Consider the following 21,562-nt stretch of genomic DNA (forward strand, 5'->3'; position numbering starts at 1 on the left):
AAAATTAAACGTGCACAATAGGCGACAATCTCAGATACAATAAAAATAACATGATAAACCTGCCCCTGAAACTAGAATATATTCTGCCTCCTTTGTGTTTAGTACTACTTAGTTCGTTGTTTGCAACTTTCAACTTAAATGAATATCTTGAATTTAACCGTGATTTAGTTGCAAATGGTGAATTTTGGCGTATTTTCACCAGCCAATTTGTACACGCAAATTGGCCCCATTTAGGCCTGAATTGTGCCGGGATTTTATTAATTTGGGCCTTGCATGCTGAGCATACAAGCCCTGCTCGTTATGCATTTAATATTGCTATTCTTGCATTGTGGTGTGGTTTAGGTGTTTGGCTATTTTGTCCAGATATCTATATTTACACCGGATTAAGCGCATTGCTTCACGGAGTTATTATTTGGGGCGCCGTTAAAGACGTTCAAGCAGGGGTGATTTCCGGCTGGTTATTGTTTGCTGGTACTTGGGCTAAAGTCATTTGGGAGCAAATAGCAGGCCCGAGTGATTCGGTGAGTCAGTTAATCGCCTCTAATGTTGCCATTGACGCCCACTTTATCGGCGCAATTGGCGGCACACTATTGGCTTTACCTGTCTTTATAAAAAAAATAAAAAATCGCGAGTAACCTTACTCGCTTTCTTATTACAGCTCTTTATTAGCTAGAAAAAGGAACTTTAAATGAAAGAAAATAAAGGCCGCTTTTATCTAAGCCTCATCTTGCTTTGTCTTTACGGCCCATTGCTGCTTTGCTTTTTAAGCTCATATATTAATTTAAATTTTGTATCACCTAGGTATATGAGTGATGTTTCTCAGGTAACCAATGTAATAATACTTGGCTCATCTATTTTAGGCTTTACTTTATTGCTCATGAAATACCAAGAAGTTAGAACGCTTTTTAACAATAGAATAATCGCCAACACCTTAATTATAATAAGCTTTTTGTATGCTTGTTTGATGTTCATTGCAGTGTCCTTAGTTGTATTTTTGGATGCAACTTTCAGCTCAAATAAAGATTACATTTATCAAGAGCAAACTTTTAATAACCGTACTTTTTATGTTTATACAGCAGACCCAGGTGCTTTTGGAAAAGCGCACCATTATGTGTATTTAAAGTGCCCTGCTTCCTTTAATCGCTATGAATTGGAGTTAATAGCCAATCTATCATGGATGAGAGACTATGAAATGAGCCTAGAGGGGGATGATCTAATTTTTCAAAGCGACTCAGAGGAAGGTAAAACTGTGCTCGATGTGAGTGAATTTTACTGCAAATAACCCCTTTTAGATAAATTCTATTACAAACAAAAACAGCCACTTAAAGTGGCTGTTTTTCATTTACGCTATTGGATTACAGGGTTTCTTTAAATAGCTTATGAATACGGCGGTATTCATCTAACCAGCTTGATGGTTGTACAAAACCATGTGGTTCAACTGGGAAGATAGCTGTTTCAAAGTTTTCTTTTTCAAGCTCAATTAAGCGCTGTACTAAACGTACTGAGTCTTGGAAGAATACATTGTCATCAACCATAGGCGCATTAATCAATAAATGGCTCTTAAGACCTTCAGCAAAATATATTGGTGAGCTCTTTTCATAGGCAATTGGATCAACATCTGGGTGGTTTAAGATGTTAGACGTATAAGGACCATTGTAGTGAGCCCAATCAGTTACCGGGCGAAGTGCAGCACCTGCTTTGAATAAATCAGGTTGTGTGAATAGCGCCATAAACGTCATGAAACCACCGTAAGAACCACCATAAGTGCCTACAGCTTGTGTATCTACGTTTGCATTGTCTGCCATCCAGCTTACGCCGTCTGCTAAATCTTGAATCTCAGGTGTACCCATTTGACGGTAAATAGCTGTACGCCAATCACGGCCGTAACCTTTCGATGCACGATAGTCCATGTCCATTACTACGTAGCCTTCTGAAGCCAATAGTGAGTGGAACATAAACTCACGGAAGTAACCAGACCAACCCATGTGTGAGTTTTGTAGGTAACCAGCACCGTGGTTAAAGATAACCGCTTTACGGTTTTTACCCGTTTCGCCTTCTTTATAATCAGCTGGGTAATATACTTTTGCGTAAATTGGCTGATCAGTGTGGCTTGAAGGCACAGCAACAATCTTAGGTGCGATTAGTTTCTTCGCTAAGAACTCATCAGAGACCGTGTGCGTTAACTGAGTTGCTTGGGTATTTGCTTTTGCATCAGCAACATAAAGCTCAGGTGGCGACATAATTTTTGAGTGAGTTAGCAATAGTTTGCTTTCATCTGGGCTTAACTGGTAGTCAGTCATACCATCGAGGTTGGTTACTTGCTCAGATTCACCGTTTGCAGGGTTTACACGATAGATTTCGTAAAGACCTGGGTGCTCAACGTTAGCTTTGTAGTAAATCGCTGAGTTATCATCCGTTAACGTTAAGTTAGAAACAACAAATTGGCCTTTAGTTAGCTGCGTTGCTTTACCGTTTAGTGACTTTTTGTAAATGTGGCTGTAACCAGACTCTTCAGATAAATAGTAAAGGGTATCTGAGTTGTTCAACCAACCAAAATCATTGTATGCATAGTTTACCCACGCATCGTCATGTAGACGGTGTTGTGAAACAAGCTTGTTGTTTTGTGTATCAACAGTGGCTAACCAACGGTCTTTGTTGTCCCATGCTTCAAGCATAAGAGCCACTTGTGAACCGTCTGTGTTCCATTGGATAGCACTCTGGTCCCAACCCCAATCCATCATTAGGTTGATGGCACGTGGTGCTTTTTCAGACTTATAAGTTTTGCCATCACGAGCGTAATTTTCTTTCTTAACAGCTGCAAGTACGTCTTCATCAAAACCAGGTAAAGTATCGAATGCTAGGGTTGTTTGCTCGCCTGATTTAAGGTCGATGTAAACAACGTCTGAGCTGATTGGTTTTTCATCAGCAACACGACGGCGAACTTTTTCTGCTTTTACGCGCGCATCATCGGCAATGTAATTAGGCATGATATCGCCTTCATCGCGCCATGAGCGGTTTTCTGTGGTTACTGCAACAAGTGCTTGGCCATTTGGTGAAAGCTGTACATCTGCTAAACGTTTACCTTTACCTAAGTAAAACTGTGCGTTAGCAATGCTGTCGTTTTGTTCGTTGATTTGTGCTTTACGCTCTTCACGATCTTTTTTGTTTTTATGAGTAAGCGCAATGTAATCAATTAGTTTGTGTTGCTCTTTTGCAATATAAGTGTCTGGCTCTTGTACACCTTTAGGTGCATCATCTAGGTGTAAGTTAACTAATTCAACTTGGCGACCGGTTGCTAAATCAACTTTATAAAATGCATTACCTTGGCGATAAGCAAGGCTACCATCAGTTAAAAACTGTGGTTTTGATTGCTTTGCGCTGTCGTGTGTAATTTGCGTAATTTGTCCAGTGCTTAAGTTTTTAATGAAGATATTACCTTCAAATGCATAAGCCTGTTGCTTTTTATCTGCTGAGTAAACTGCGTTTTTAGCGCCTACAGTGTGTAGTTTATTTAACGCTAATTGTGATGCAGATTGGCTATTTACCGCTTGAACGTATAAATCGCGTAACTCATTGCCTTGTTGCTTTTGTGCATAAACGATACTGTTAGAATCACCGTTCCAGAAAGCACGCTCAGGCTGACGACCTAACCAATCAGGATGAGCCATTGCTTGCTCTAACGTGATTTCAGCTGAACCTGTATCAGCAGGAGTAGCAACAACTGGGGCTACATTGGTAACTTGTTCTTCAGAAGGCGTTGAGGCGGTTGATTGACAACCTGCTAGCATGAAGCTAGATGCGACTGCGAGAGCCACTAACGTTTTATTAGCAGTGGTTTTGAATTTCATAGTGCTTCTTACGGGTTATTATAATTCGCCCTATTTAAGCAGAAGCACTGATGAAATAGCAATTTTTATAGGATAAACAGCCAAACTTTTCCGTTTAATAACTGCTTATTTTAAACTGATATCAAGCCATACCATACGGTGATCAGACGATGCGTTACGATCTTTAATTAAACGGAACAGTTCAGAGCTTTTCTGTGGCCAAAAAACCCCACCATCGTTAATCTCAATACCATAATTTGATGGTAATACGTAATCAGCACGAGCTTGCCAATAAGCGGTATAGTTTTTAGCGAAATCTTCTTTATACGACTCTTTAGCACCTTTGCTTGTTGGCGTAAAAGAGGTATTCACTAATGGGTTTTTTAAAATTTGGTCTGTGGTATTCGGGCGAGCCTTCCCCCCTTCTGGCGCAGCATTTAAATCACCCACAATCACAAAGCGGCTTTTCGCTTTTAAGCCCCCTTTTTGGCCTTTATCATCATAAATATAGTTAGCATTATTGATGTAGTCTGCAATCAGGCGTACTTCATCATGATTACGCTTACCGTTACGGTCTTCATCACCATCAAAAACCGGTGGGGTTGGATGCGAAGCAAGCAAATGAAGCGTTTTTCCTTTTACATCAATTGGTAAATCCCAAAATGATTTAGAGCTTAGGTGAATTGCTTGCCATTCCTCCGCAGAATACCAGTCTTTACCTGTTTTAGGGTCTATAGGCATTTGTGCATTTGGCATGTCTTTGTATTTGAATGTTTGTAGTGTGCGCGCTTTATCTAAATCGATTGGATAGCGCGACAATACAGCCATTGCATAATGCCCCTCAAAGAAGCCAAAACCCTGAGCATCACCTTTGTAATGCCCCTTTACACCATCGTTATCTAGGTCAAACTCGGTAGCTAAACCGGTGTTAACGGGTGCAATAAAGTAATACGGGTAATCGATAGCAACCTGCTTATTTTGCGATACTTGCAGGTAGTTTTTACGAAATACGTTGATGCCTTTGTCTGCATCAATATAATCAAACTCATTAAGTAAAATAACATCCGGTCTTACACGCTGAATTATTTCGGCAATGTTGCGTATTTGCTGGTGGTTGCTCGCTAAAGCTTTGCTTAAAGCATCTTTATCAATCGCTTCACCTTTTTTTGCATAGTTGGTTGCGTCCATACTTACGTTAAAGGTGGCAACTCGTAAATCAGCAGCCGATACATTGTTGGCAAATAAGCCTACAGTCAGTGCTATTGAAGAAGTTAATAAAGCGTTTTTCATGAAATAAATCCGTCTACAATAAGTAGTAAAATAATAGTGCTGACAATGATCCATAAGATCATCGCCATGATAAAAGGTTTAATGCCCGCTTGTTTTAAGACCGAAATTGATAAACCACTCCCAATCAAAAATAAGGTCATTACCAAAACTTGTTTAGCGCCAACATTAAGTGCATGCCAGAGTGTTTGGTACTCAGGGAAGCTTGAGTTGATCAATGCAGCTGCTAAAAAACCAAATATAAACAATGGGATACTGGCTTTTTCATCTGATTTCCAAAAAACACCTGCGATACTAGTATACGGTATGATCCACATCGCTCTAGTGAGCTTGATAGTGGTGGCAATTGCAAGAGCTGATGCGCCATAAGCAGCTGAGGCCCCAACTACACTACTAGTATCGTGAATAGCCAGTGCCGCCCATACCCCAAATTGATGCTCAGTCAGGCCCAAATAATGACCAATCATTGGAAATAACACCAAGCCAAGTGCGTTAAGTAAAAAAACTACAGCTAAAGATATCGCGACTTCGTGATCTTTTGCCTTGATAACTGGCGCCATTGCTGCAATTGCGCTACCACCACAAATTGCAGTACCAAATGATATGAGTACACCGGTATTTTTATTTAACTTAAACAACTGAGATAAAATTTCGCCAAGGCCAATAATCGCGGTAATACTGACAATAGTAAGTACAATTGAGCTGCGCCCTACTTCTATTACTTGACTAAAATCAACAGCAAAGCCTAAGCCAATAACCGCTAACTTTAGCATCCATTTACTAATTTTTTGTGACTGAACTGCAAATGGATTACCTAAAACCATAGCAAACAAAGCGCCAACAACAAGTGCCGTAGCAGAGCCAACAAAAGGTAAGGCCGATGCTAAAAATAGTGCAATAAAAAGAAATTGTTTTGGGCGTTCGGCTATCACAACGGTGCTCTGATAAATTTATTGGTTAACTTATGAACCACAGGTGCGACTAAAATAACGGTAGGAAATGCGACACAAAAAGCAAAAGCCCATGCTTTAAGCCAAATGGCTGCAATGTTATCGATTAAACCAAGGTTAAAAATACTGATCACTAAAGACATAAATCCAGACATAAACAGCGCCATAAAGAACGCAAATACGACTGTTCTAAATCGAGGATGTAACATAACGAACTAATATTAATATAAAAATATTAGTCTATAGCAAGATGTTCCTGACGCAAGTGCTTTGAGACAAGAGGTACAAAATTAGCGAAGTTTGCGGGTAATACCAATTCGCTTAATTAAGTAGTCTATTTTGAGGCAAGAAAACCTTGTTGATAACAAAGCAAAAATTTCGTTATTTAGTTGTTCTAAATGAGAAATTTTTAACGCAGGTAGCGACAGGTTTAATCCCTCAAAATGATTAAGTATTATTGCGGATTGGTATAAGTTATAGAGATTAAAAAGCCGAGACAAACTCGGCTTTTAAGAATTTAAACTGATTAGTTTAAAATAAGTTGGGTGCTGGTAGCAGCTACACCTGGGTAGTCTTGCTCAGGCAAGATTTCGGCAAGTGCTGCTAAACGCTCACCTAATTGGTGAAGGTTATCAGCTGATACATTGATATGACCCATCTTACGACCCGGTTTAGCCGTTTTACCATACCAGTGACTAGTAACGTCTTGCGTTGCCAGTACTGAGTGTGGGATTGAAGGCTGACCTAATACGTTGATCATAGCAGTAGGACGAAGACACTCTGTACTACCTAGTGGTAAACCTGCAACAGCACGCATGTGGTTTTCAAACTGTGAGCAATGTGTGCCCTGCTGTGTCCAGTGACCAGAGTTATGAACGCGTGGCGCAATTTCGTTAACTAATAACGTACCTTGTACATCAAAAAACTCGATTGCTAATACACCTACATAGTCAAGCTCTTGCGCTAACTTGTTAAATGCAAGCTCGGCTTGTTCTTGAATCGCTGCTTTTTCTTTACCCGCAACTGAAAGCGTAAGCACACCATTGGTGTGTTGATTTTCAGTTAATGGGTAAATAACTGTGTTACCCGCTTTGTCGCGTGCACCAATGATAGATACTTCACGGTCAAATGGGATCATCTTCTCTGCGATAATAGAGTGCGGAGCACTCTCGGTGCCAGATGCAATGAAATCTGCCATTTCTGACCAGATTTGGTCAATTTGGTCATCTGACTTTAAGCGCCATTGGCCTTTACCATCGTAACCCGCTTGGCAGGTTTTGATCACAAGCGGCTTGCCTAAGCGCTCTACAGCAGCGATAAGGTGCGCTTTTTCTGTAATTAATTGGTAAGGCGCACACTCAACATTTGTTTTATCAAGTAATGCTTTTTCAAGTGCGCGGTCGCCACCTGTTTTAATTGCCGCTTTACCCGGATAAAACTTATTGCTTTGACAGCACAGTGTTAGTACATCATCAGGAATGTGTTCAAACTCTGCGGTGATAGCGTCTGCGTTATCAATAGCTTGTTGTAATGTGCTGTTACGAACTTCACCAGTTAATGGGTGAATGATTTTTTTACTACCCACATCGTAGGCAACAACATTTAAATCAAGCGGTGCACCCGCTAAGCTCATCATACGAGCTAACTGGCCTGCACCTAAAATTAGAATATTCATATTACTCTGCAGGATTAGGGTTAGCTAAGATTGTGTCTGTTTGTTCTTTACGGAATGCTTCAACTTTTGCGAAGATTTCAGGCTGTTGGCAACCTAAAATTTGTGCCGCTAAAAGGCCTGCATTAGCAGCGCCAGCTTCACCTATTGCAAGAGTACCTACCGCAACACCTTTAGGCATTTGGCAAATAGATAATAAAGAATCTACACCATTTAGTGTTTTAGATTTAACTGGTACACCTAAAACTGGCAGTGATGTAAACGCAGCAGCCATACCAGGTAAGTGCGCTGCACCACCTGCACCAGCAATAATAATTTTAATACCGCGATCTGCAGCTGAGCTTGCATAGTCAGCAAGTAATTGAGGGGTACGGTGAGCAGAAACAACTTTAGTTTCGTATTCAATGCCGAATTTTTCTAGCATTAACGCCGCATGTTCCATCGTTGGCCAGTCTGATTTGGAACCCATAATAATGCCAACAGTCATAAATACACCTCAGTTAAATTGTTTTCTAAAAAGCGGACTTTTGTCCTTATTTTGTGGCGGGTATTATATACCTAACTCACATCAAGATGCGACTCTAGAAGCACAAAAAAGCCATGACATGCATGGCTTTTAATCACTCATCAGCTAATTAAGCTTCTTTGCTTGCTAGGTACTCAGTGTATGTACCTTTAAAGTCGATAACTTTGCCGTCTTTGATTTCCCAAATACGGTTAGCAAGCGATGATACAAATTGTCTATCGTGTGATACGAACAATAATGTCCCTTCGTATGCTTCAAGTGCTAAGTTAAGCGCTTCGATAGATTCCATGTCCATGTGGTTGGTTGGCTCATCCATTAATAAGATGTTTGGTTTATGCATCATAATTTTGCCAAACAGCATACGGCCTTGCTCACCACCTGAAATCACTTTTACTGACTTTTTGATGTCGTTTTGTGAAAACAGCATACGACCTAAGAAACTACGAACAACTTGTTCGTCGTCACCTTCTTGTTGCCATTGTTCCATCCACTCAAATAAGTTCATGTCTTGTTCGAACTCGTCAGCATGGTCTTGTGCGTAATAACCAATATTAGCGTTATCAGACCATTTAAATTCACCTTGTTTTGGTGCTAAACGACCAGCTAAAGTATTTAATAATGTTGTTTTACCAACACCGTTCTCACCGATAATCGCAATACGCTCACCTACTTCAACTAAGCCTTCAAGGCCGCTGAATAAGGTCTCTTCGAAACCTTGCGCTAAGTTAGTTAGCTCTAACGCATTACGGAATAACTGCTTCTCTTGCTCAAAGCGAATAAACGGACTTTGACGAGAAGATGCTTTAACTTCTTCGAGCTGAATTTTATCGATTTGTTTCGCACGTGATGTTGCTTGCTTTGCTTTTGAAGCGTTCGCAGAGAAGCGCGATACGAATTGTTGAAGCTCAGCAATTTGGCTTTTCTTCTTCGCGTTTTCGCTAAGTAGTCGCTCACGAGCTTGCGTTGCTGCAAACATGTACTCATCGTAGTTACCAGGGTAAATACGAAGCTCGCCATAATCGATGTCAGCCATGTGTGTACATACAGAGTTTAAGAAGTGACGGTCGTGCGAAATGATGATCATAGTACAGTCGCGCTGGTTTAACACGTCTTCTAACCACTTGATGGTGTATATGTCCAAGTTATTGGTAGGCTCATCCAGTAGCATGATATCTGGATCAGAAAACAGCACTTGTGCAAGTAACACACGCAGTTTAAAACCCGGTGCGATTTCAGACATAGGGCCGTAATGTTGCTCTGTACCAATACCTACACCAATTAGTAACTCACCTGCTTTAGCTTCTGCTGAGTAACCATCCATTTCGGCAAACTCAGTTTCAAGATCAGCCACTTTCATGCCGTCTTCTTCGCTCATCTCAGGTAGGCTGTAAATACGGTCACGCTCTTTTTTTACTTCCCACAGCTCTTTATGACCCATGATTACTGTGTCGATTACAGAAAACTCTTCGTAAGCAAACTGGTCTTGATTTAGTTTTGCAATACGTTCGTTTGGATCTGTGCTGACATTACCTGAAGATGGCTCAAGTTCACCACTTAGGATTTTCATGAAGGTTGATTTACCACAGCCATTCGCACCGATTAAACCGTAACGGTTACCATCGCCAAATTTTGCTGAAATATTTTCGAATAAAGGTTTAGCACCAAATTGCATGGTGATATTAGCTGTACTAATGATAGCGGTACCCTCCAGCGGGTAAAAAAGTAAAAACGAAACTGCGGGCAATTTTAAACTAAAGCCGCTTAGCACGCCATGAAAGTTTAATTAAATACCCCCGCTAATTTTACAAGCTCACACCTAGCGACTACCTTTAATGAGCGCGCTCACTTAACCATATGAGCACGCTCACTTTTAATATAACTATTTATAAACAGTAGGTTAAGAATGAGCAAACATGCAGATACTCACCAACGTATTTTAGAGGCGGCTTGGCATCTATTTACTGAGCAAGGGTTTAATGATACTTCAACGAGGCAAATTTCTGCAGCAAGCAACATAGCAGTGGGCACCTTGTTTAATCATTTCTCTGATAAAGTGGCTATTTTAGAAGCATGCCTTGATGATAAATTTAATGATGTGCTAGAACGCGCCAAAGAAACGGATATACACCGCCCTGCTCGCTTAAAGATTAATCATTACGCGCAATATTTTTATCAGTTTTATTGTTTACATCATCGCTTTTATAAAGTGCTTTTTAGCCAGCGATTGTTTTCGCAACCATTCCAGCAACAGCACATGGAGCTAATACAATCATTAGTTTTTGCCGACCAGCCGCAATTTAATAAAGTAAAAGCAGCGATATTACTCGACTGCTATTTTATGACCTTGTTATATGGTCTAGGTGCCGAAACACCAAATACTAAATTAATGCTTAGAACGCTAAGCCAGAAAGTGTCTATTTTTTAGCCTTGGTAACTCATTGATAATTCAATATAGTGAACCTAAAATGAATAATTTTTCCTCAAAGACGCTTTGTTGCATGATAATTTTTCACTTTTTACCCTATTTTAGCTTTGATAATCTCCTACCTTTAACTAAATTATACCTATTAGGGACAATTATTAATCAAGGTACTTTATGAAAAGAACACACACTGCCTTATTTGTTGCAGGCATGATTGCCATACCGACAGCCAATGCCATCGAAATCTATAACGACCAAACCAATAGCGTTACTGTTGGTGGCTTTATCGATGCAAGAATTATTAATACGCAAGGCGAAACTGAGGTAGTAAACGGTGCATCACGCATTAATTTTGATTTTAAGCGCCAATTAAAAAACGGCTGGCAAGCTTTTGCTTTACTTGAATGGGGTGTTAACCCTGTTGGTAGCAGCGATATCGTATACAGCAATCGCTTTGAATCAATTCAAGATGAGTTTTTATATAACCGTTTAGGCTATGTTGGTCTTAAACATGACGATTACGGCCAAGTCACTTTAGGTAAACAATGGGGTGTATGGTACGACGTAGTTTACAACACCAACTACAGCTTAGTATGGGATGGTAATGCTGCAGGTGTTTATACCTACAATAAAGATGACGGTGCTGTAAATGGCACAGGTCGCGGCGATAAAGTACTGCAGTATCGCAATACCTGGGGTAATTTTCATTTAGCGCTTCAAGCACAACTGAAATCTGATGACTTTTATACCTGTGATATCGTTGATATATCAATGAGATCATGTGAGGTCCTTTGGAACCAAGGAAATAACGCCGCACAAAAAGTAGAATTTAATTCTACTTATGGCGCTGCACTCACCTACTCGGTTAGCCCTAATTTAAAAGTAACTGCGGGTGTTAACCGCGGTCAGTTTGATATCGTGTATGCAGGTGGGAGAAACCAATCTGTAAATGATTTAATTTATGGTATGGGCATTACCTATGGTGATTTTTATAAACCTGGTTGGTATGCATCAGCGAATATAAATAAAAACGAAAACCACGATACTGACAACTTAGGTCGCTTAATTAAAGATGCCGTTGGTTTGGAGTCTATCTTCAGCTATCGCTTTGATAATGACATTCGTACCTTTGTAGCTTATAACGTATTTGATGCCGGCGATGACTATGTTATTCAGCCAAACTTTAATGCCGATCCTGAAGATGTATTTAAGCGTCAATTTGCAGTAATTGGTGCGCACTACTTCATGGCAGAAGATACCATTTTATATATTGAAGCCCGTAAAGACTTTAGCGACTTTTCGAGTAATGACGCTGAGCAAGAAGCACAGATGTCACAAACCGAAGATGACGGTATTGCCATTGGTTTTAATTACACTTTGTAATCACGATTAACACTAAAGCCCACTTTTGTGGGCTTTAACTCACGATAAAAATACTGCAATACATTTTTTTTGTCGCAATATCAACCAACAAATGCTATTACTTAACATTCATAAAACTAAAAAAATGAAAATAATTGAGGTTAATATGTCTAACAGGACCAAACTTATTCTTCTCTGTGCAATCTCTAGCGTTTCATTTCTGCTCTTTTACTGGCTAACACATGTCAGAGAATCGGATACTGTTTTAGGTGTTAGCTCCGATTTATCTGGTGGTTTAGTTATGGGCTTTGCTATTGGTGTGATGCTAGTTACATTAAGTACATTTAAATTAAAAAAGCATTAAGTGTATTTAAAAACAAAGGTTTAAACCTTTGCCTATCTGTCATTCATCAAGACAAAAAAGATGACCTTAAAGTTTGCAAGCCATTGATATTGCAAATATAGAAAGAAAAATGATTTTTCATTTATGCATAAGGAATACTTGTGATTATTCCAAATCATTTCACGAGTATATTATTCGTACCCTATCACGCCCTCACCCTGTATATTAAAAAGCTTAAATTTTAGGTTATGCTGAGGTTGAAGTTAAACCAAATAGAGTATGATGTGTTCTTAATAAGGCTACTATGTATCACAATGAATAATCACGTTCTACTTTAGCAATACGCGTTGTAAAGGCGCTGTACCATTTGTCTCTGCCGAGCTGTTGGGCGTTTAAGTGCTCAATGTTTTGTTTCCAGGCTTTTATCGCATCTAAGCTTTGCCAATACGATACCGTAATACCCAAACCATCACGAACAGACTCCATGCCTAAATACCCTGGTTGTTGCTCTGCAAGCTCAACCATTCTATTGGCCACTTCTTCATACCCAGCGGTATCCTCAGATAAGATATTCGTAAAAATTACGGCGTAATAAGGCGGTTTAGGTGTATTCGCAATCATGGCTATTACTTCGCTCTACTTGGTTCAAAACCATCATAGCATGGTATTTCTGCGTCAAACGTATCCCAGTTTGCTTTAGAACTTACAAAGTTATGGCTGATCGGACGCTCGTTTATATCGCTATCTAACAAACCTAAGCGAATACGTAAACGGCTTGGGTCTTCTTTATTCTCACTATAAACTGGTGATCCACAGCAGCTACAAAAATAACGAATTCTACCGGGTTTAAATTCAAAGGCGCTCAGATGCTGCTTGCCCTCTGTGAGGTTAAAACCATCTCGTTGAATAAATCCATTGGTTGCGTAGGCTGTGCCTGAATTTTTACGACATAAAGAGCAATGACAATGAATAATTGAGTCTATGCCACCAGCAATAGTAACTCTTACTTTACTGCACAAGCAACGTCCTTGATACATAGTCCCTCTCAGATTAAAGATTAATAGCCGCGATGCTTCCAAAAATCAGTGGCTGTACCTTCGGCTTCCTTTAATAAGTTAAAGGATTTATCGGCAATTATATGACCATTTAACTCAATAGTCATGCGCCAAATGCCAACTTTATTATCAACAGGTGCCCATATAGTATCACCTAAGTAAAACTGCCAATCGTTTGTTTTAACGTACTGTTCGCCCTCAAATGGTGGCATGATCTCGCCATCTTCATCTGGGATATCTGGATGGTAAACGCAAAACTTTATTTTTTGTCCTTTGGCCTTTTTAATGTTAACAATAAAACCAAATTCAATATCTAACTGTGCCGGAACGTCTGTTGTAAACTCGGTGATTTGAGGCAGGTCTTTCTCTTTTGCATCCCAATGGCTGTAAATGCCATAACTTTCAATACTGATAATTGGTTTGGCTTTTGCCATCGTTGCAAGCGCTCCTTTTTAAAATGAGACGCCATTTTATAGTAGCAATACTAGCAGAACAAGATTGTAATATTATAGTAATTAGTTAATATACTTTATCCAGTGAGCTTCATGATTTTGAAAGCCGCATTTTTTTAACAGCTTAATACTTGCACTATTATTTGGATTAACTAAAGCCACCACACTGTTAAGCGGAGTCGCTACAAAGGTAGTCAGTTTGTCAAATAGCATTTCTAATACCTTTTGCATTATCCCCTTGCCAAAGAATTGCGATGACAATTCAAATCCCAACATACCTTGCCCGTTAATTATGTTAAATAGGCCAACACTGCCAATAACTTGCCCACTACTTCTTAAAACAATAACTAAACGAATGCCTTGTTGATTATAAAAACGTTCTATGTCGCCTTGAATAAAGTCATATACGTCACCTTTCGTTATTTCAGCGCTGTAATCATTAAACGATTGAACATGGGGATCTTTTAAAATACCCCAAATCGCTTGACAATCTTTATGACGAATGGGACGTAAGTCAAAGGCTAAGTCATCGTGGTTTGACACGTTAATTTCTTCTTTTTACTTTATGAGCTGGCATTATTGTCTTACTATAAATGCAATTTCAAGCAATTAGATTAAGTTCGATGAGTGAAGAATTTAAAGTAATTCAACCTACCACCACAGTCTACTGTAAAGAACGCGGCGAAGGCTGGACTTTAACAGGGATCACTAGTATTGATGAACACACTTCAGTGATGTTCGATGGTGTAAGATATACCTTACCGGCCCGTGAAATTGTTGAGGTTTTATTACCACAACAACTCGAGCGCGAGAAAAACCAACAATAAAAAAAGCCAGCATCAAGCTGGCTTTTTCGTCTTTACAATTAACGTAATGCGTTAATACGCTCATCAAGTGGTGGGTGTGATGAGAATAACTCAGCAACACCTTTACCGCTTGCAATACCAAATGCCATCATTGATCCTTCTAGTTGTGATGGGTGGTTTTGTTTTAAACGCTCAAGGGCGCTACGCATTTTATCTGCACCTACTAGTTTTGCTGCACCGGCATCCGCAGAGAATTCGCGTTTACGGCTGTAGTAAGCAACAATCACACTTGCTAGAACACCAAATAACATTTGGAAAATCATATCGAACAAGAAGTATGTCCAGCTACTACCGCCCTCTTCTTCATCACTATTAAGGAAGTTATCAACAATACCTGCCAATACTTTCGCCATAAAGATAACAAAGGTATTCACTACACCTTGAATAAGAGTAAGCGTTACCATGTCACCATTTGCAATGTGAGATACCTCATGAGCCAATACCGCCTCAGCTTGATCTTGATTCATGTTGTGTAATAAACCTGTGCTCACAGCCACCAGCGAGTTGTTCTTACTTGGGCCGGTCGCAAATGCGTTCATTTCAGGGCTATCGTAAATAGCCACTTCTGGCATCGCGATACCTGCTTTTTTCGCTTGCGCAGCTACCGTTGAAACCAACCATTGTTCTGTTTCAGAACGAGGCTGTTCAATAACATGTGCACCAGTTGATTTTTTTGCCATCCATTTCGACATAAATAACGAAATAAACGATCCACCAAAACCAAATACGGTCGAAATAACTAAAATGCCGCCTAAACTGCGATGGCTAATACCCAGTACGCTCATCACAATAGACAACACAATACCTAACACTAGCATTACCGCTAAGTTTGTAAGTAGAAACAGAAATACACGCTTCATAAAAACCTCAGAATAAACATACCAATTGTATTAACTAACGACATGGTTAAAAATCGTTAGTTAATAAAATTATCTGGGTGCTCTACCAACTCAGTTTAGGGCTTATGCAATTGGTTGCAAGGAACTAATTGCAACCAATTGTGACAGAGTATGTCAAAAGTAACAACTCAATTATTATGGGTTGATAGATAAAATTTCAAGTAAGGTTTTGTAAATTTTTAATTTAGGGGTGCCGTCTGTATACGGACTAATCGCTAAAAGCGGGAAAGGTAGTGCTGATTTTAAAGTTTCTAAATTGGCGTCTTGTTCACGCATGTTTGGGTCTACATGATTTGCTATCCAACCCACACAATTGACACCAAGTGCTTTAAAGTGAGCAGCTGTCAATAGTGCGTGATTAAGGCAACCAAGCTTCATGCCTACTACTAGCACAACATTAAGGTTTTGTGATTTAACCCAATCGCTGAGTAAATCGGTTTCGTTGATAGGTAAACACCAACCGCCTGCACCTTCTGTAAGAATATAATCGGTATTGAGTGCTTTTACATTTGCATAAGCAACATCAAGTTTATCAAATGTCAGTCTGTCCCCTACTTGAGCAGCGGCAATATGCGGTGCAATGGGCGGCTCATAAGTAAAGGGGTTAACAATGTTATATTTAACCCCAATCGATGAGCTTTCCATTAAAGTTAAAGCATCATCGTTAACTAGCTGACCAAATGCTTCTTCTGCACCTGCAGCAATAGGTTTAAAACCAACGGCACGCTGTTTATGTTGCGCCAGCAAGTTTAACAACAAACTGGTTACATGGGTTTTTCCAGCATCGGTGTCTGTACCAGTGATAAAAAATTCTTTCATTATTTAATTAATTCTATTTTTCTAGTTCTAAAAGGACAACTTGATAGCTCACTCTAGCATGCCCATCAACCAGAGGGTATGCCTTACAAACACTATTGAGGGCATGCCTCGTTAATAACCCTTGGCGTTTTTGCTTAGTTTGTAGTGATGTAGCGCCAATAGCTTTAATCGAACGCAGGGCTTCTAAGGGTGAATTATAGGTATCTATGTAACATCTATCGGCAGCAAAATTCAGTTTAAACCCCGCAGATTTTGCATACTCAATAACCTTATTAGCACAATGGAATTGATTAATATGACTTTGCTGATCTATACAACTAAATGCTTGTTTAATCTCTTTAAGCGATCCATCTACAACGCAACTTAAATAGACTTTTCCGCCTATTTTTAAAGAACAAAAAAGGTTTTTAAGCAGTTCTTTAAAATCAGCAGACCATTGCATTGCAAAATTACTAAATACACAATCAAGTGTATTTTGTTGTAAAGGTAAGTTATCCATATCAGCACACACTTTTAAACAACGCGGGCTTTGCTCTGTGCTTAGCATGGAATGACTTAAGTCCATTGCCAGTACAGTATCAAAATGTGTTTTAAGCATTGCCGTGTTAACTAAAGGCCCTGCCCCTAAGTCAAGGCAAGTACCCTGCTGATGCTTATTTGCCATCATTTTAAATAAGTGTGTAGCAGCTTGTTTTTGAACATTGGCATGACTTGCATAATTTGCAGCGGCTCTAGAAAACTTAGTTTGTGTTGTTAGCTTATTACTTTGACAATTTGTAGCGGCTTGCAATTGAACAATCATAAACACTCCACTAGCGAATCAACCAGCTGTTTTATATCGTCAGGTTGATGCGCGCTACTTAAGGTGATCCTAAGTCGTGCCGTATTATAAGGTACCGTGGGTGGTCGAATAGCAGTTAACCATACACCTTTTTCTTTGAGCTTATTCGCAACGGCAAGTGTATGTTCTGCATCACCTAGAACCAAAGGTTGTATAGCCGTTGTTGATTCCATTAATGCTAAGTTATGCTCTTTAGCAAGCACTCTAAAGTAGGCAATATTCTCTATAAGCTGAGAGCGTTTCTCATCAGCCTTAATTAACTTTTCAAGTCGCTCAAGGGTACAACTTGCCATCAATGGTGACATCGCTGTTGAATAGATGTATTCACGATTATACTGCAGCATGTAATCAACCATTTGTTTTGACGCAAGCAGGCAAGCACCACTACTTGCAAGTGCCTTTCCAAAGGTGATAATTAATAAATCTGGCTTGATTACCTCACAACTTCCTAAGCCTTGCTCACCCAATACGCCAAAGCCATGGGCGTCGTCAATCATGAGCCACGCATCGTATTGTTTAGCAAGTTTAAACAGTTCTTCAATGGGGGCTTTATCACCATCCATTGAAAACACCCCTTCACTCACAATGAGTTTATGCTTTGCTTTTGACTTTTGTAGCCGAGATTCTAGATGCTTTAGGTCGTTATGATTAAAACGCACCATAGCAGCGGCAGAATGAAGGCCGCCATCAATTAAGCTGGCATGATTGAGCTTATCTTGAAAAATTGCCGATGATTGCGCCACGCTTTTATCTTGAAACAATGCTTTTAATACGCTGCTATTAGCACTAAATCCGCTATTAAATAACATCGTGCTTTCAAAGCCTAATAGCTTGCATAAACGCTGTTCAAGCTGTTGCTGCGCTTTATTATAGCCATTCACTAGAGCAGAACTGTGGCTACCTAGTTGCTGTGCTTGTATTTCGATAAAATCATCAGCAAAGCCAAGGTAGTCATTACTGGCAAAATTTAAATATTGTTTACCAGCAACTTTTATAAAACGCCCGCTTGATTGCTCAACAAGTTGACGCTGTCTCAGTAATGCATCTGCTTGACGCTCTTCAAGATGCTCGGCAATAAAATCGAAAGCCATTTAAATGTTACGCTTCGTAAAATAGTTCTGATGTTGCTTTATCGGCAACTTTTGAAGAAAGCGATGCTGCAACCGCTTCATCAGAATAATCTTCACGGGTTTCTGGGTTCATACCTAATTTTTTAATCAGCATCATATCAGCGTCTGCTTCAGGGTTTTCTGTAGTCAGTAACTTATCACCGTAGAAAATTGAATTAGCACCAGCAAAGAAACACATAGATTGCATTTGTTCATTCATCGCAGTACGGCCAGCTGATAAACGAACATAACTTTTAGGCATCATAATACGTGCAACTGCGATAGTACGAATGAACTCAAAATGATCTAAGTCTTCTACATCTTCAAGAGGTGTACCTTTCACCTTAACTAACATGTTAATTGGCACACTCTCTGGCTGTTGCGGCAAGTTTGCTAATTGCATTAATAAACCAAAACGATCAGCAGCCTGCTCTCCCATACCGACTATACCACCTGAACACACTTTCATTCCGGCATCACGCACATTATCAATGGTATTTAAACGGTCTTGATAAGTACGTGTTGTAATGATCTGTTGATAATACTCTGGCGATGTATCAAGGTTATGGTTGTAGTAATCAAGACCGGCGTCTTTTAATGCATGAGCTTTTTCGTTATCTAGCATGCCAAGTGTCATACAAGTCTCAAGCCCAAGTTCTTTAACTTCTTTTACCATTTTTGAAATATATGGCATATCTCGCTCTTTAGGGTCAGACCAAGCAGCCCCCATACAAAAACGTGTTGCCCCTTTTTCTTTAGCAACACGCGCTTGTTCAACCACTTTTTCTACTTCCATAAGGCGCTCACGGTCTAGGTCTGTTTTATAATGACCTGACTGAGGACAATATTTGCAATCTTCTGGGCAAGCACCGGTTTTAATCGATAACAAAGTAGAAATTTGTACTTCATTTGGGTTGAAGTTTTCACGGTGAACACTGGCCGCTTTAAATAACAAATCATTGAATGGCATTTCGAATAATGCTTTTACTTCTTGGTGAGTCCAATCGTGACGGACAACTGCGTGCTCCATAATAGTCTCTTTTTTAAATTATTAGGACGGTTTGATTGGCTTAGTCTACGACTTGACGTAACATTGTCAACGAATTGAAGTGATACAAAGTTTACATATGATTAATAAACAACCAATAGATTTAGATTTTGATCGTGACCATATTTGGCACCCTTATACTTCTATGACTCAACCCCTTCCCGTGTATCCAGTAAGTCATGCAAATGCAAATCGTATTTTCTTAGAAACAGGTGAAAGCCTAATAGATGGTATGGCCTCTTGGTGGAGTGCAATTCATGGTTACTGCCACCCTGTTTTAAATGAGGCAATCACCAAGCAAGTTAGCAAAATGAGCCATGTTATGTTTGGTGGCTTAACTCATGAGCCCGCTGTTGAGCTGTGTAAAAAGTTGGTAAGTATGACACCTGCTTCACTTGATAAAGTGTTCTTAGCCGATAGTGGCTCTGTGAGTGTTGAAGTCGCAATCAAAATGGCTTTGCAATACTGGTTAAGCCAAGGATACACCAGCAAGCAAAAGTTAATGACGCCGCTAAAGGGTTATCATGGCGACACCTTCGCAGCCATGAGCGTTTGCGATCCAATAAATTCAATGCACAGCATGTATTCAGGGTTTTTACCTGAACATGTTTTTGTGCCGGCTCCTATTTCTAAATTTAATGAAGAGTTTAGCCCTGCTGAAGCGGATACGCTTGAAAGCTATTTTGCAACTCATCATCAAGATGTGGCTGCTTTTATCATTGAACCCATTGTTCAAAATGCCGGAGGCATGAATTTTTACCATCCTGATTACTTAAAACACCTGCGCATTCTTTGCGATAAGTATGATGTTTTACTTATTTGTGATGAAATCGCCACAGGGTTTGGCCGCACCGGTACCTTGTTTGCTGTTGAACATGCCAATATCGAGCCAGATATTTTATGTATTGGCAAAGCATTAACAGGTGGCATGATGACGCTATCAGCAACATTAACCACCAGCAAAGTCGCTGTTGGCATTAGTGAAGGTGAAGCCGGCGTATTAATGCATGGCCCAACGTTTATGGGTAACCCGCTTGCCTGTGCCACAGCCTGCGCGAGTATTGATTTACTACTAGAGCAACCTTGGCAAGAACAAATTGAACACATAAATGACGTGCTAACATCCCAACTTACTAAATGTAAGCAACTCGATGCAGTCGTTGATGTGCGCACATTAGGCGCTATTGGTGTTGTAGAGCTTAATCAAAATGTTGATGTAGCTAGAATTCAACGCTTTTTTATAGAGCAAGGTGTTTGGATCCGCCCATTTGGCAAGTTAATTTATTTAATGCCGCCATATATAAGCAATGAACAAAGCCTAACGAAATTATGTGATGCTATTTTTGCAGCCATTGAACAACAGGCGTATTGAAGACATTAAAAAAGGAAGCTGCTGCTTCCTTTTCCTTTAAACTTTACCATTCAAACATATATGCCATTTTACTTATCATTCGAAGCGGTACTTTATGTTCACAGCGCTTGGCGTAAAGATGCTGGAGAGACTTGTCTTTAATTTCACCAACGATGACTTCTTTTACTTGATAACCCAATGCAGTGGCAGCTTGTGCGTAAGCGATAAATTCCCACTTTTTGATATTGGTGTTATCAACAATCACTAGCGGAATTTCTTCTGCTAAAGCATTAATAAAGCGCGCAAGGTTTAGATTATGATATTCAGGTAGCTTGTACTTATCAAATTGATATACACCTTCGCTATTGTAAAAATAATCATCTGTTGCGCACACTACATAGTCACTTTCATTACCTGCTACCAACTCATCAGCAAGGCTTTGTGCATAATATGATTTACCTGAACCTGGTAAGCCGCGAAGAATAAAAACTTGTTTCATAGCACCTGTTATACAAATTAATTAAAGACTAAAGGACAGTTATCCTGTTGAGAATTGTTAATAATGCCACAAAATAACCAATTAGCGCAGCGAGAATTTAAATAAACGCAAATTTTACGCAAAATATTGCTGCTATTTTATCCAATTGAAGAAAAACTACTAAAGAGTACGCCTGAATAGTTTTTTTATTTGATTTACGAAGGTAAGATAGTCGATTCAAGTGCAATGCACAGC

23 protein-coding genes are annotated in these 21,562 nt (G+C 39.6%); 6 read left to right on the forward strand and 17 right to left on the reverse strand.

The features are described 5' to 3' along the window. The first annotated feature begins 50 nt into the window (after positions 1 to 50). On the forward strand, positions 51 to 635 hold the full coding sequence (gene rrtA / locus EVU92_RS12590; RefSeq protein WP_130051514.1) for a rhombosortase: 585 nt from the start codon (positions 51 to 53) through the stop codon (positions 633 to 635). Between the two features lie 53 nt (positions 636 to 688). Beyond that, a complete protein-coding gene (locus EVU92_RS12595; RefSeq protein ID WP_130051515.1) occupies positions 689 to 1,282 on the forward strand; it encodes a hypothetical protein in 594 nt (197 codons plus the stop codon). 73 nt (positions 1,283 to 1,355) lie between these two features. Here EVU92_RS12595 and EVU92_RS12600 read toward each other — a convergent pair whose 3' ends face one another. The 7 genes from EVU92_RS12600 to EVU92_RS12635 all read right to left on the reverse strand — a co-directional run bounded on the left by EVU92_RS12600 (position 1,356) and on the right by EVU92_RS12635 (position 9,958). Then, positions 1,356 to 3,848: a prolyl oligopeptidase family serine peptidase gene (locus tag EVU92_RS12600; protein WP_130051516.1), complete on the reverse strand. Its 2,493-nt coding sequence runs from the start codon at positions 3,846 to 3,848 to the stop codon at positions 1,356 to 1,358. Between the two features lie 105 nt (positions 3,849 to 3,953). Further along, positions 3,954 to 5,117 carry an endonuclease/exonuclease/phosphatase family protein gene (locus EVU92_RS12605; RefSeq protein ID WP_130051517.1) on the reverse strand — a complete coding sequence of 388 codons (1,164 nt, stop codon included), beginning with the start codon at positions 5,115 to 5,117 and terminating at the stop codon, positions 3,954 to 3,956. After that, positions 5,114 to 6,046 carry a putative sulfate exporter family transporter gene (locus EVU92_RS12610; RefSeq protein WP_205987932.1) on the reverse strand — a complete coding sequence of 311 codons (933 nt, stop codon included), beginning with the start codon at positions 6,044 to 6,046 and terminating at the stop codon, positions 5,114 to 5,116. The genes EVU92_RS12605 and EVU92_RS12610 overlap by 4 nt, the downstream gene beginning before the upstream one ends. After that, positions 6,043 to 6,273, reverse strand: a complete 231-nt coding sequence (locus tag EVU92_RS12615) for a DUF2798 domain-containing protein (RefSeq protein ID WP_130051519.1) — start codon at positions 6,271 to 6,273, stop codon at positions 6,043 to 6,045. Before EVU92_RS12615 ends, EVU92_RS12610 begins: the two co-directional genes overlap by 4 nt. Positions 6,274 to 6,590: 317 nt before the next feature. Beyond that, positions 6,591 to 7,739 (reverse strand): 5-(carboxyamino)imidazole ribonucleotide synthase, encoded by a 1,149-nt coding sequence (locus tag EVU92_RS12625; protein WP_130051521.1) that lies wholly within the window; start codon positions 7,737 to 7,739, stop codon positions 6,591 to 6,593. A gap of 1 nt (position 7,740) precedes the next feature. Next, positions 7,741 to 8,223: a 5-(carboxyamino)imidazole ribonucleotide mutase gene (gene purE / locus EVU92_RS12630; protein ID WP_054553887.1), complete on the reverse strand. Its 483-nt coding sequence runs from the start codon at positions 8,221 to 8,223 to the stop codon at positions 7,741 to 7,743. A 148-nt stretch (positions 8,224 to 8,371) separates the two neighbouring features. Beyond that, positions 8,372 to 9,958: an ABC-F family ATPase gene (locus EVU92_RS12635; RefSeq protein WP_130052292.1), complete on the reverse strand. Its 1,587-nt coding sequence runs from the start codon at positions 9,956 to 9,958 to the stop codon at positions 8,372 to 8,374. A 207-nt stretch (positions 9,959 to 10,165) separates the two neighbouring features. On the opposite strand from EVU92_RS12635, the gene EVU92_RS12640 reads away from it, so the two are divergent. Then, on the forward strand, positions 10,166 to 10,687 hold the full coding sequence (locus EVU92_RS12640; RefSeq protein WP_130051522.1) for a TetR/AcrR family transcriptional regulator: 522 nt from the start codon (positions 10,166 to 10,168) through the stop codon (positions 10,685 to 10,687). A 171-nt stretch (positions 10,688 to 10,858) separates the two neighbouring features. After that, entirely contained in the window at positions 10,859 to 12,067 is a 1,209-nt protein-coding gene (locus EVU92_RS12645) for a porin (protein ID WP_130051523.1), read from the forward strand. 631 nt (positions 12,068 to 12,698) lie between these two features. On the opposite strand, the gene EVU92_RS12650 is transcribed toward EVU92_RS12645, so the two are convergent. From EVU92_RS12650 to EVU92_RS12665, 4 genes are all read right to left on the reverse strand, one after another. Next, complete coding sequence (locus EVU92_RS12650; protein ID WP_175580369.1) at positions 12,699 to 13,010, reverse strand: antibiotic biosynthesis monooxygenase; 312 nt, start codon at positions 13,008 to 13,010, stop codon at positions 12,699 to 12,701. A gap of 5 nt (positions 13,011 to 13,015) precedes the next feature. Then, positions 13,016 to 13,426 carry a GFA family protein gene (locus EVU92_RS12655; protein WP_130051525.1) on the reverse strand — a complete coding sequence of 137 codons (411 nt, stop codon included), beginning with the start codon at positions 13,424 to 13,426 and terminating at the stop codon, positions 13,016 to 13,018. 20 nt (positions 13,427 to 13,446) lie between these two features. Further along, on the reverse strand, positions 13,447 to 13,878 hold the full coding sequence (locus tag EVU92_RS12660) for a DUF3859 domain-containing protein (protein ID WP_130051526.1): 432 nt from the start codon (positions 13,876 to 13,878) through the stop codon (positions 13,447 to 13,449). Positions 13,879 to 13,959: 81 nt separating this feature from the next. Then, a complete protein-coding gene (locus tag EVU92_RS12665; protein WP_168990019.1) occupies positions 13,960 to 14,439 on the reverse strand; it encodes a GNAT family N-acetyltransferase in 480 nt (159 codons plus the stop codon). A gap of 80 nt (positions 14,440 to 14,519) precedes the next feature. On the opposite strand from EVU92_RS12665, the gene EVU92_RS12670 reads away from it, so the two are divergent. After that, positions 14,520 to 14,723 (forward strand): hypothetical protein, encoded by a 204-nt coding sequence (locus tag EVU92_RS12670; RefSeq protein WP_054561447.1) that lies wholly within the window; start codon positions 14,520 to 14,522, stop codon positions 14,721 to 14,723. 38 nt (positions 14,724 to 14,761) lie between these two features. Here the strand turns inward: EVU92_RS12670 and htpX are convergent, their stop codons facing one another. The 5 genes from htpX to bioB all read right to left on the reverse strand — a co-directional run bounded on the left by htpX (position 14,762) and on the right by bioB (position 19,460). Further along, a complete protein-coding gene (htpX, locus tag EVU92_RS12675) occupies positions 14,762 to 15,622 on the reverse strand; it encodes a protease HtpX (protein WP_054561446.1) in 861 nt (286 codons plus the stop codon). 174 nt (positions 15,623 to 15,796) lie between these two features. Further along, positions 15,797 to 16,480: a dethiobiotin synthase gene (gene bioD, locus EVU92_RS12680; RefSeq protein ID WP_130051528.1), complete on the reverse strand. Its 684-nt coding sequence runs from the start codon at positions 16,478 to 16,480 to the stop codon at positions 15,797 to 15,799. A 13-nt stretch (positions 16,481 to 16,493) separates the two neighbouring features. Beyond that, positions 16,494 to 17,282, reverse strand: coding sequence for a methyltransferase domain-containing protein (locus EVU92_RS12685; protein WP_130051529.1), 789 nt, complete (start codon positions 17,280 to 17,282; stop codon positions 16,494 to 16,496). Next, positions 17,279 to 18,412, reverse strand: coding sequence for an 8-amino-7-oxononanoate synthase (locus tag EVU92_RS12690; RefSeq protein ID WP_130051530.1), 1,134 nt, complete (start codon positions 18,410 to 18,412; stop codon positions 17,279 to 17,281). The genes EVU92_RS12685 and EVU92_RS12690 overlap by 4 nt, the downstream gene beginning before the upstream one ends. Before the next feature lie 7 nt (positions 18,413 to 18,419). Beyond that, positions 18,420 to 19,460 carry a biotin synthase BioB gene (gene bioB, locus EVU92_RS12695; protein WP_054553903.1) on the reverse strand — a complete coding sequence of 347 codons (1,041 nt, stop codon included), beginning with the start codon at positions 19,458 to 19,460 and terminating at the stop codon, positions 18,420 to 18,422. A gap of 97 nt (positions 19,461 to 19,557) precedes the next feature. Between bioB and bioA the strand changes: the two genes are divergently transcribed. After that, positions 19,558 to 20,850 carry an adenosylmethionine--8-amino-7-oxononanoate transaminase gene (gene bioA, locus EVU92_RS12700; RefSeq protein ID WP_130051531.1) on the forward strand — a complete coding sequence of 431 codons (1,293 nt, stop codon included), beginning with the start codon at positions 19,558 to 19,560 and terminating at the stop codon, positions 20,848 to 20,850. Positions 20,851 to 20,893: 43 nt separating this feature from the next. Here the strand turns inward: bioA and EVU92_RS12705 are convergent, their stop codons facing one another. After that, on the reverse strand, positions 20,894 to 21,328 hold the full coding sequence (locus tag EVU92_RS12705) for an ATP-binding protein (protein WP_130051532.1): 435 nt from the start codon (positions 21,326 to 21,328) through the stop codon (positions 20,894 to 20,896). Positions 21,329 to 21,562: the final 234 nt, after the last annotated feature.

The sequence above is a fragment of the Pseudoalteromonas sp. MEBiC 03485 genome (assembly GCF_004195145.1).
In the GTDB taxonomy this organism is placed as follows: domain Bacteria; phylum Pseudomonadota; class Gammaproteobacteria; order Enterobacterales; family Alteromonadaceae; genus Pseudoalteromonas; species Pseudoalteromonas apostichopi.

What these genes read in the sequence shown, in the direction of transcription:
- EVU92_RS12595 (WP_130051515.1), top strand. Translation starts at nt 689, where the DNA reads ATGAAAGAAAATAAAGGCCGCTTTTATCTAAGCCTCATCTTGCTTTGT.
- htpX (WP_054561446.1), bottom strand. Translation starts at nt 15,622, where the DNA reads ATGAAGCGTGTATTTCTGTTTCTACTTACAAACTTAGCGGTAATGCTA.
- EVU92_RS12625 (WP_130051521.1), bottom strand. Translation starts at nt 7,739, where the DNA reads ATGAATATTCTAATTTTAGGTGCAGGCCAGTTAGCTCGTATGATGAGC.
- EVU92_RS12600 (WP_130051516.1), bottom strand. Translation starts at nt 3,848, where the DNA reads ATGAAATTCAAAACCACTGCTAATAAAACGTTAGTGGCTCTCGCAGTC.
- EVU92_RS12705 (WP_130051532.1), bottom strand. Translation starts at nt 21,328, where the DNA reads ATGAAACAAGTTTTTATTCTTCGCGGCTTACCAGGTTCAGGTAAATCA.
- EVU92_RS12690 (WP_130051530.1), bottom strand. Translation starts at nt 18,412, where the DNA reads ATGGCTTTCGATTTTATTGCCGAGCATCTTGAAGAGCGTCAAGCAGAT.
- EVU92_RS12640 (WP_130051522.1), top strand. Translation starts at nt 10,166, where the DNA reads ATGAGCAAACATGCAGATACTCACCAACGTATTTTAGAGGCGGCTTGG.
- EVU92_RS12615 (WP_130051519.1), bottom strand. Translation starts at nt 6,273, where the DNA reads ATGTTACATCCTCGATTTAGAACAGTCGTATTTGCGTTCTTTATGGCG.
- rrtA (WP_130051514.1), top strand. Translation starts at nt 51, where the DNA reads ATGATAAACCTGCCCCTGAAACTAGAATATATTCTGCCTCCTTTGTGT.
- purE (WP_054553887.1), bottom strand. Translation starts at nt 8,223, where the DNA reads ATGACTGTTGGCATTATTATGGGTTCCAAATCAGACTGGCCAACGATG.
- EVU92_RS12670 (WP_054561447.1), top strand. Translation starts at nt 14,520, where the DNA reads ATGAGTGAAGAATTTAAAGTAATTCAACCTACCACCACAGTCTACTGT.
- EVU92_RS12685 (WP_130051529.1), bottom strand. Translation starts at nt 17,282, where the DNA reads ATGATTGTTCAATTGCAAGCCGCTACAAATTGTCAAAGTAATAAGCTA.
- EVU92_RS12650 (WP_175580369.1), bottom strand. Translation starts at nt 13,010, where the DNA reads ATGATTGCGAATACACCTAAACCGCCTTATTACGCCGTAATTTTTACG.
- EVU92_RS12660 (WP_130051526.1), bottom strand. Translation starts at nt 13,878, where the DNA reads ATGGCAAAAGCCAAACCAATTATCAGTATTGAAAGTTATGGCATTTAC.
- bioD (WP_130051528.1), bottom strand. Translation starts at nt 16,480, where the DNA reads ATGAAAGAATTTTTTATCACTGGTACAGACACCGATGCTGGAAAAACC.
- EVU92_RS12645 (WP_130051523.1), top strand. Translation starts at nt 10,859, where the DNA reads ATGAAAAGAACACACACTGCCTTATTTGTTGCAGGCATGATTGCCATA.
- EVU92_RS12605 (WP_130051517.1), bottom strand. Translation starts at nt 5,117, where the DNA reads ATGAAAAACGCTTTATTAACTTCTTCAATAGCACTGACTGTAGGCTTA.
- bioA (WP_130051531.1), top strand. Translation starts at nt 19,558, where the DNA reads ATGATTAATAAACAACCAATAGATTTAGATTTTGATCGTGACCATATT.
- EVU92_RS12655 (WP_130051525.1), bottom strand. Translation starts at nt 13,426, where the DNA reads ATGTATCAAGGACGTTGCTTGTGCAGTAAAGTAAGAGTTACTATTGCT.
- bioB (WP_054553903.1), bottom strand. Translation starts at nt 19,460, where the DNA reads ATGGAGCACGCAGTTGTCCGTCACGATTGGACTCACCAAGAAGTAAAA.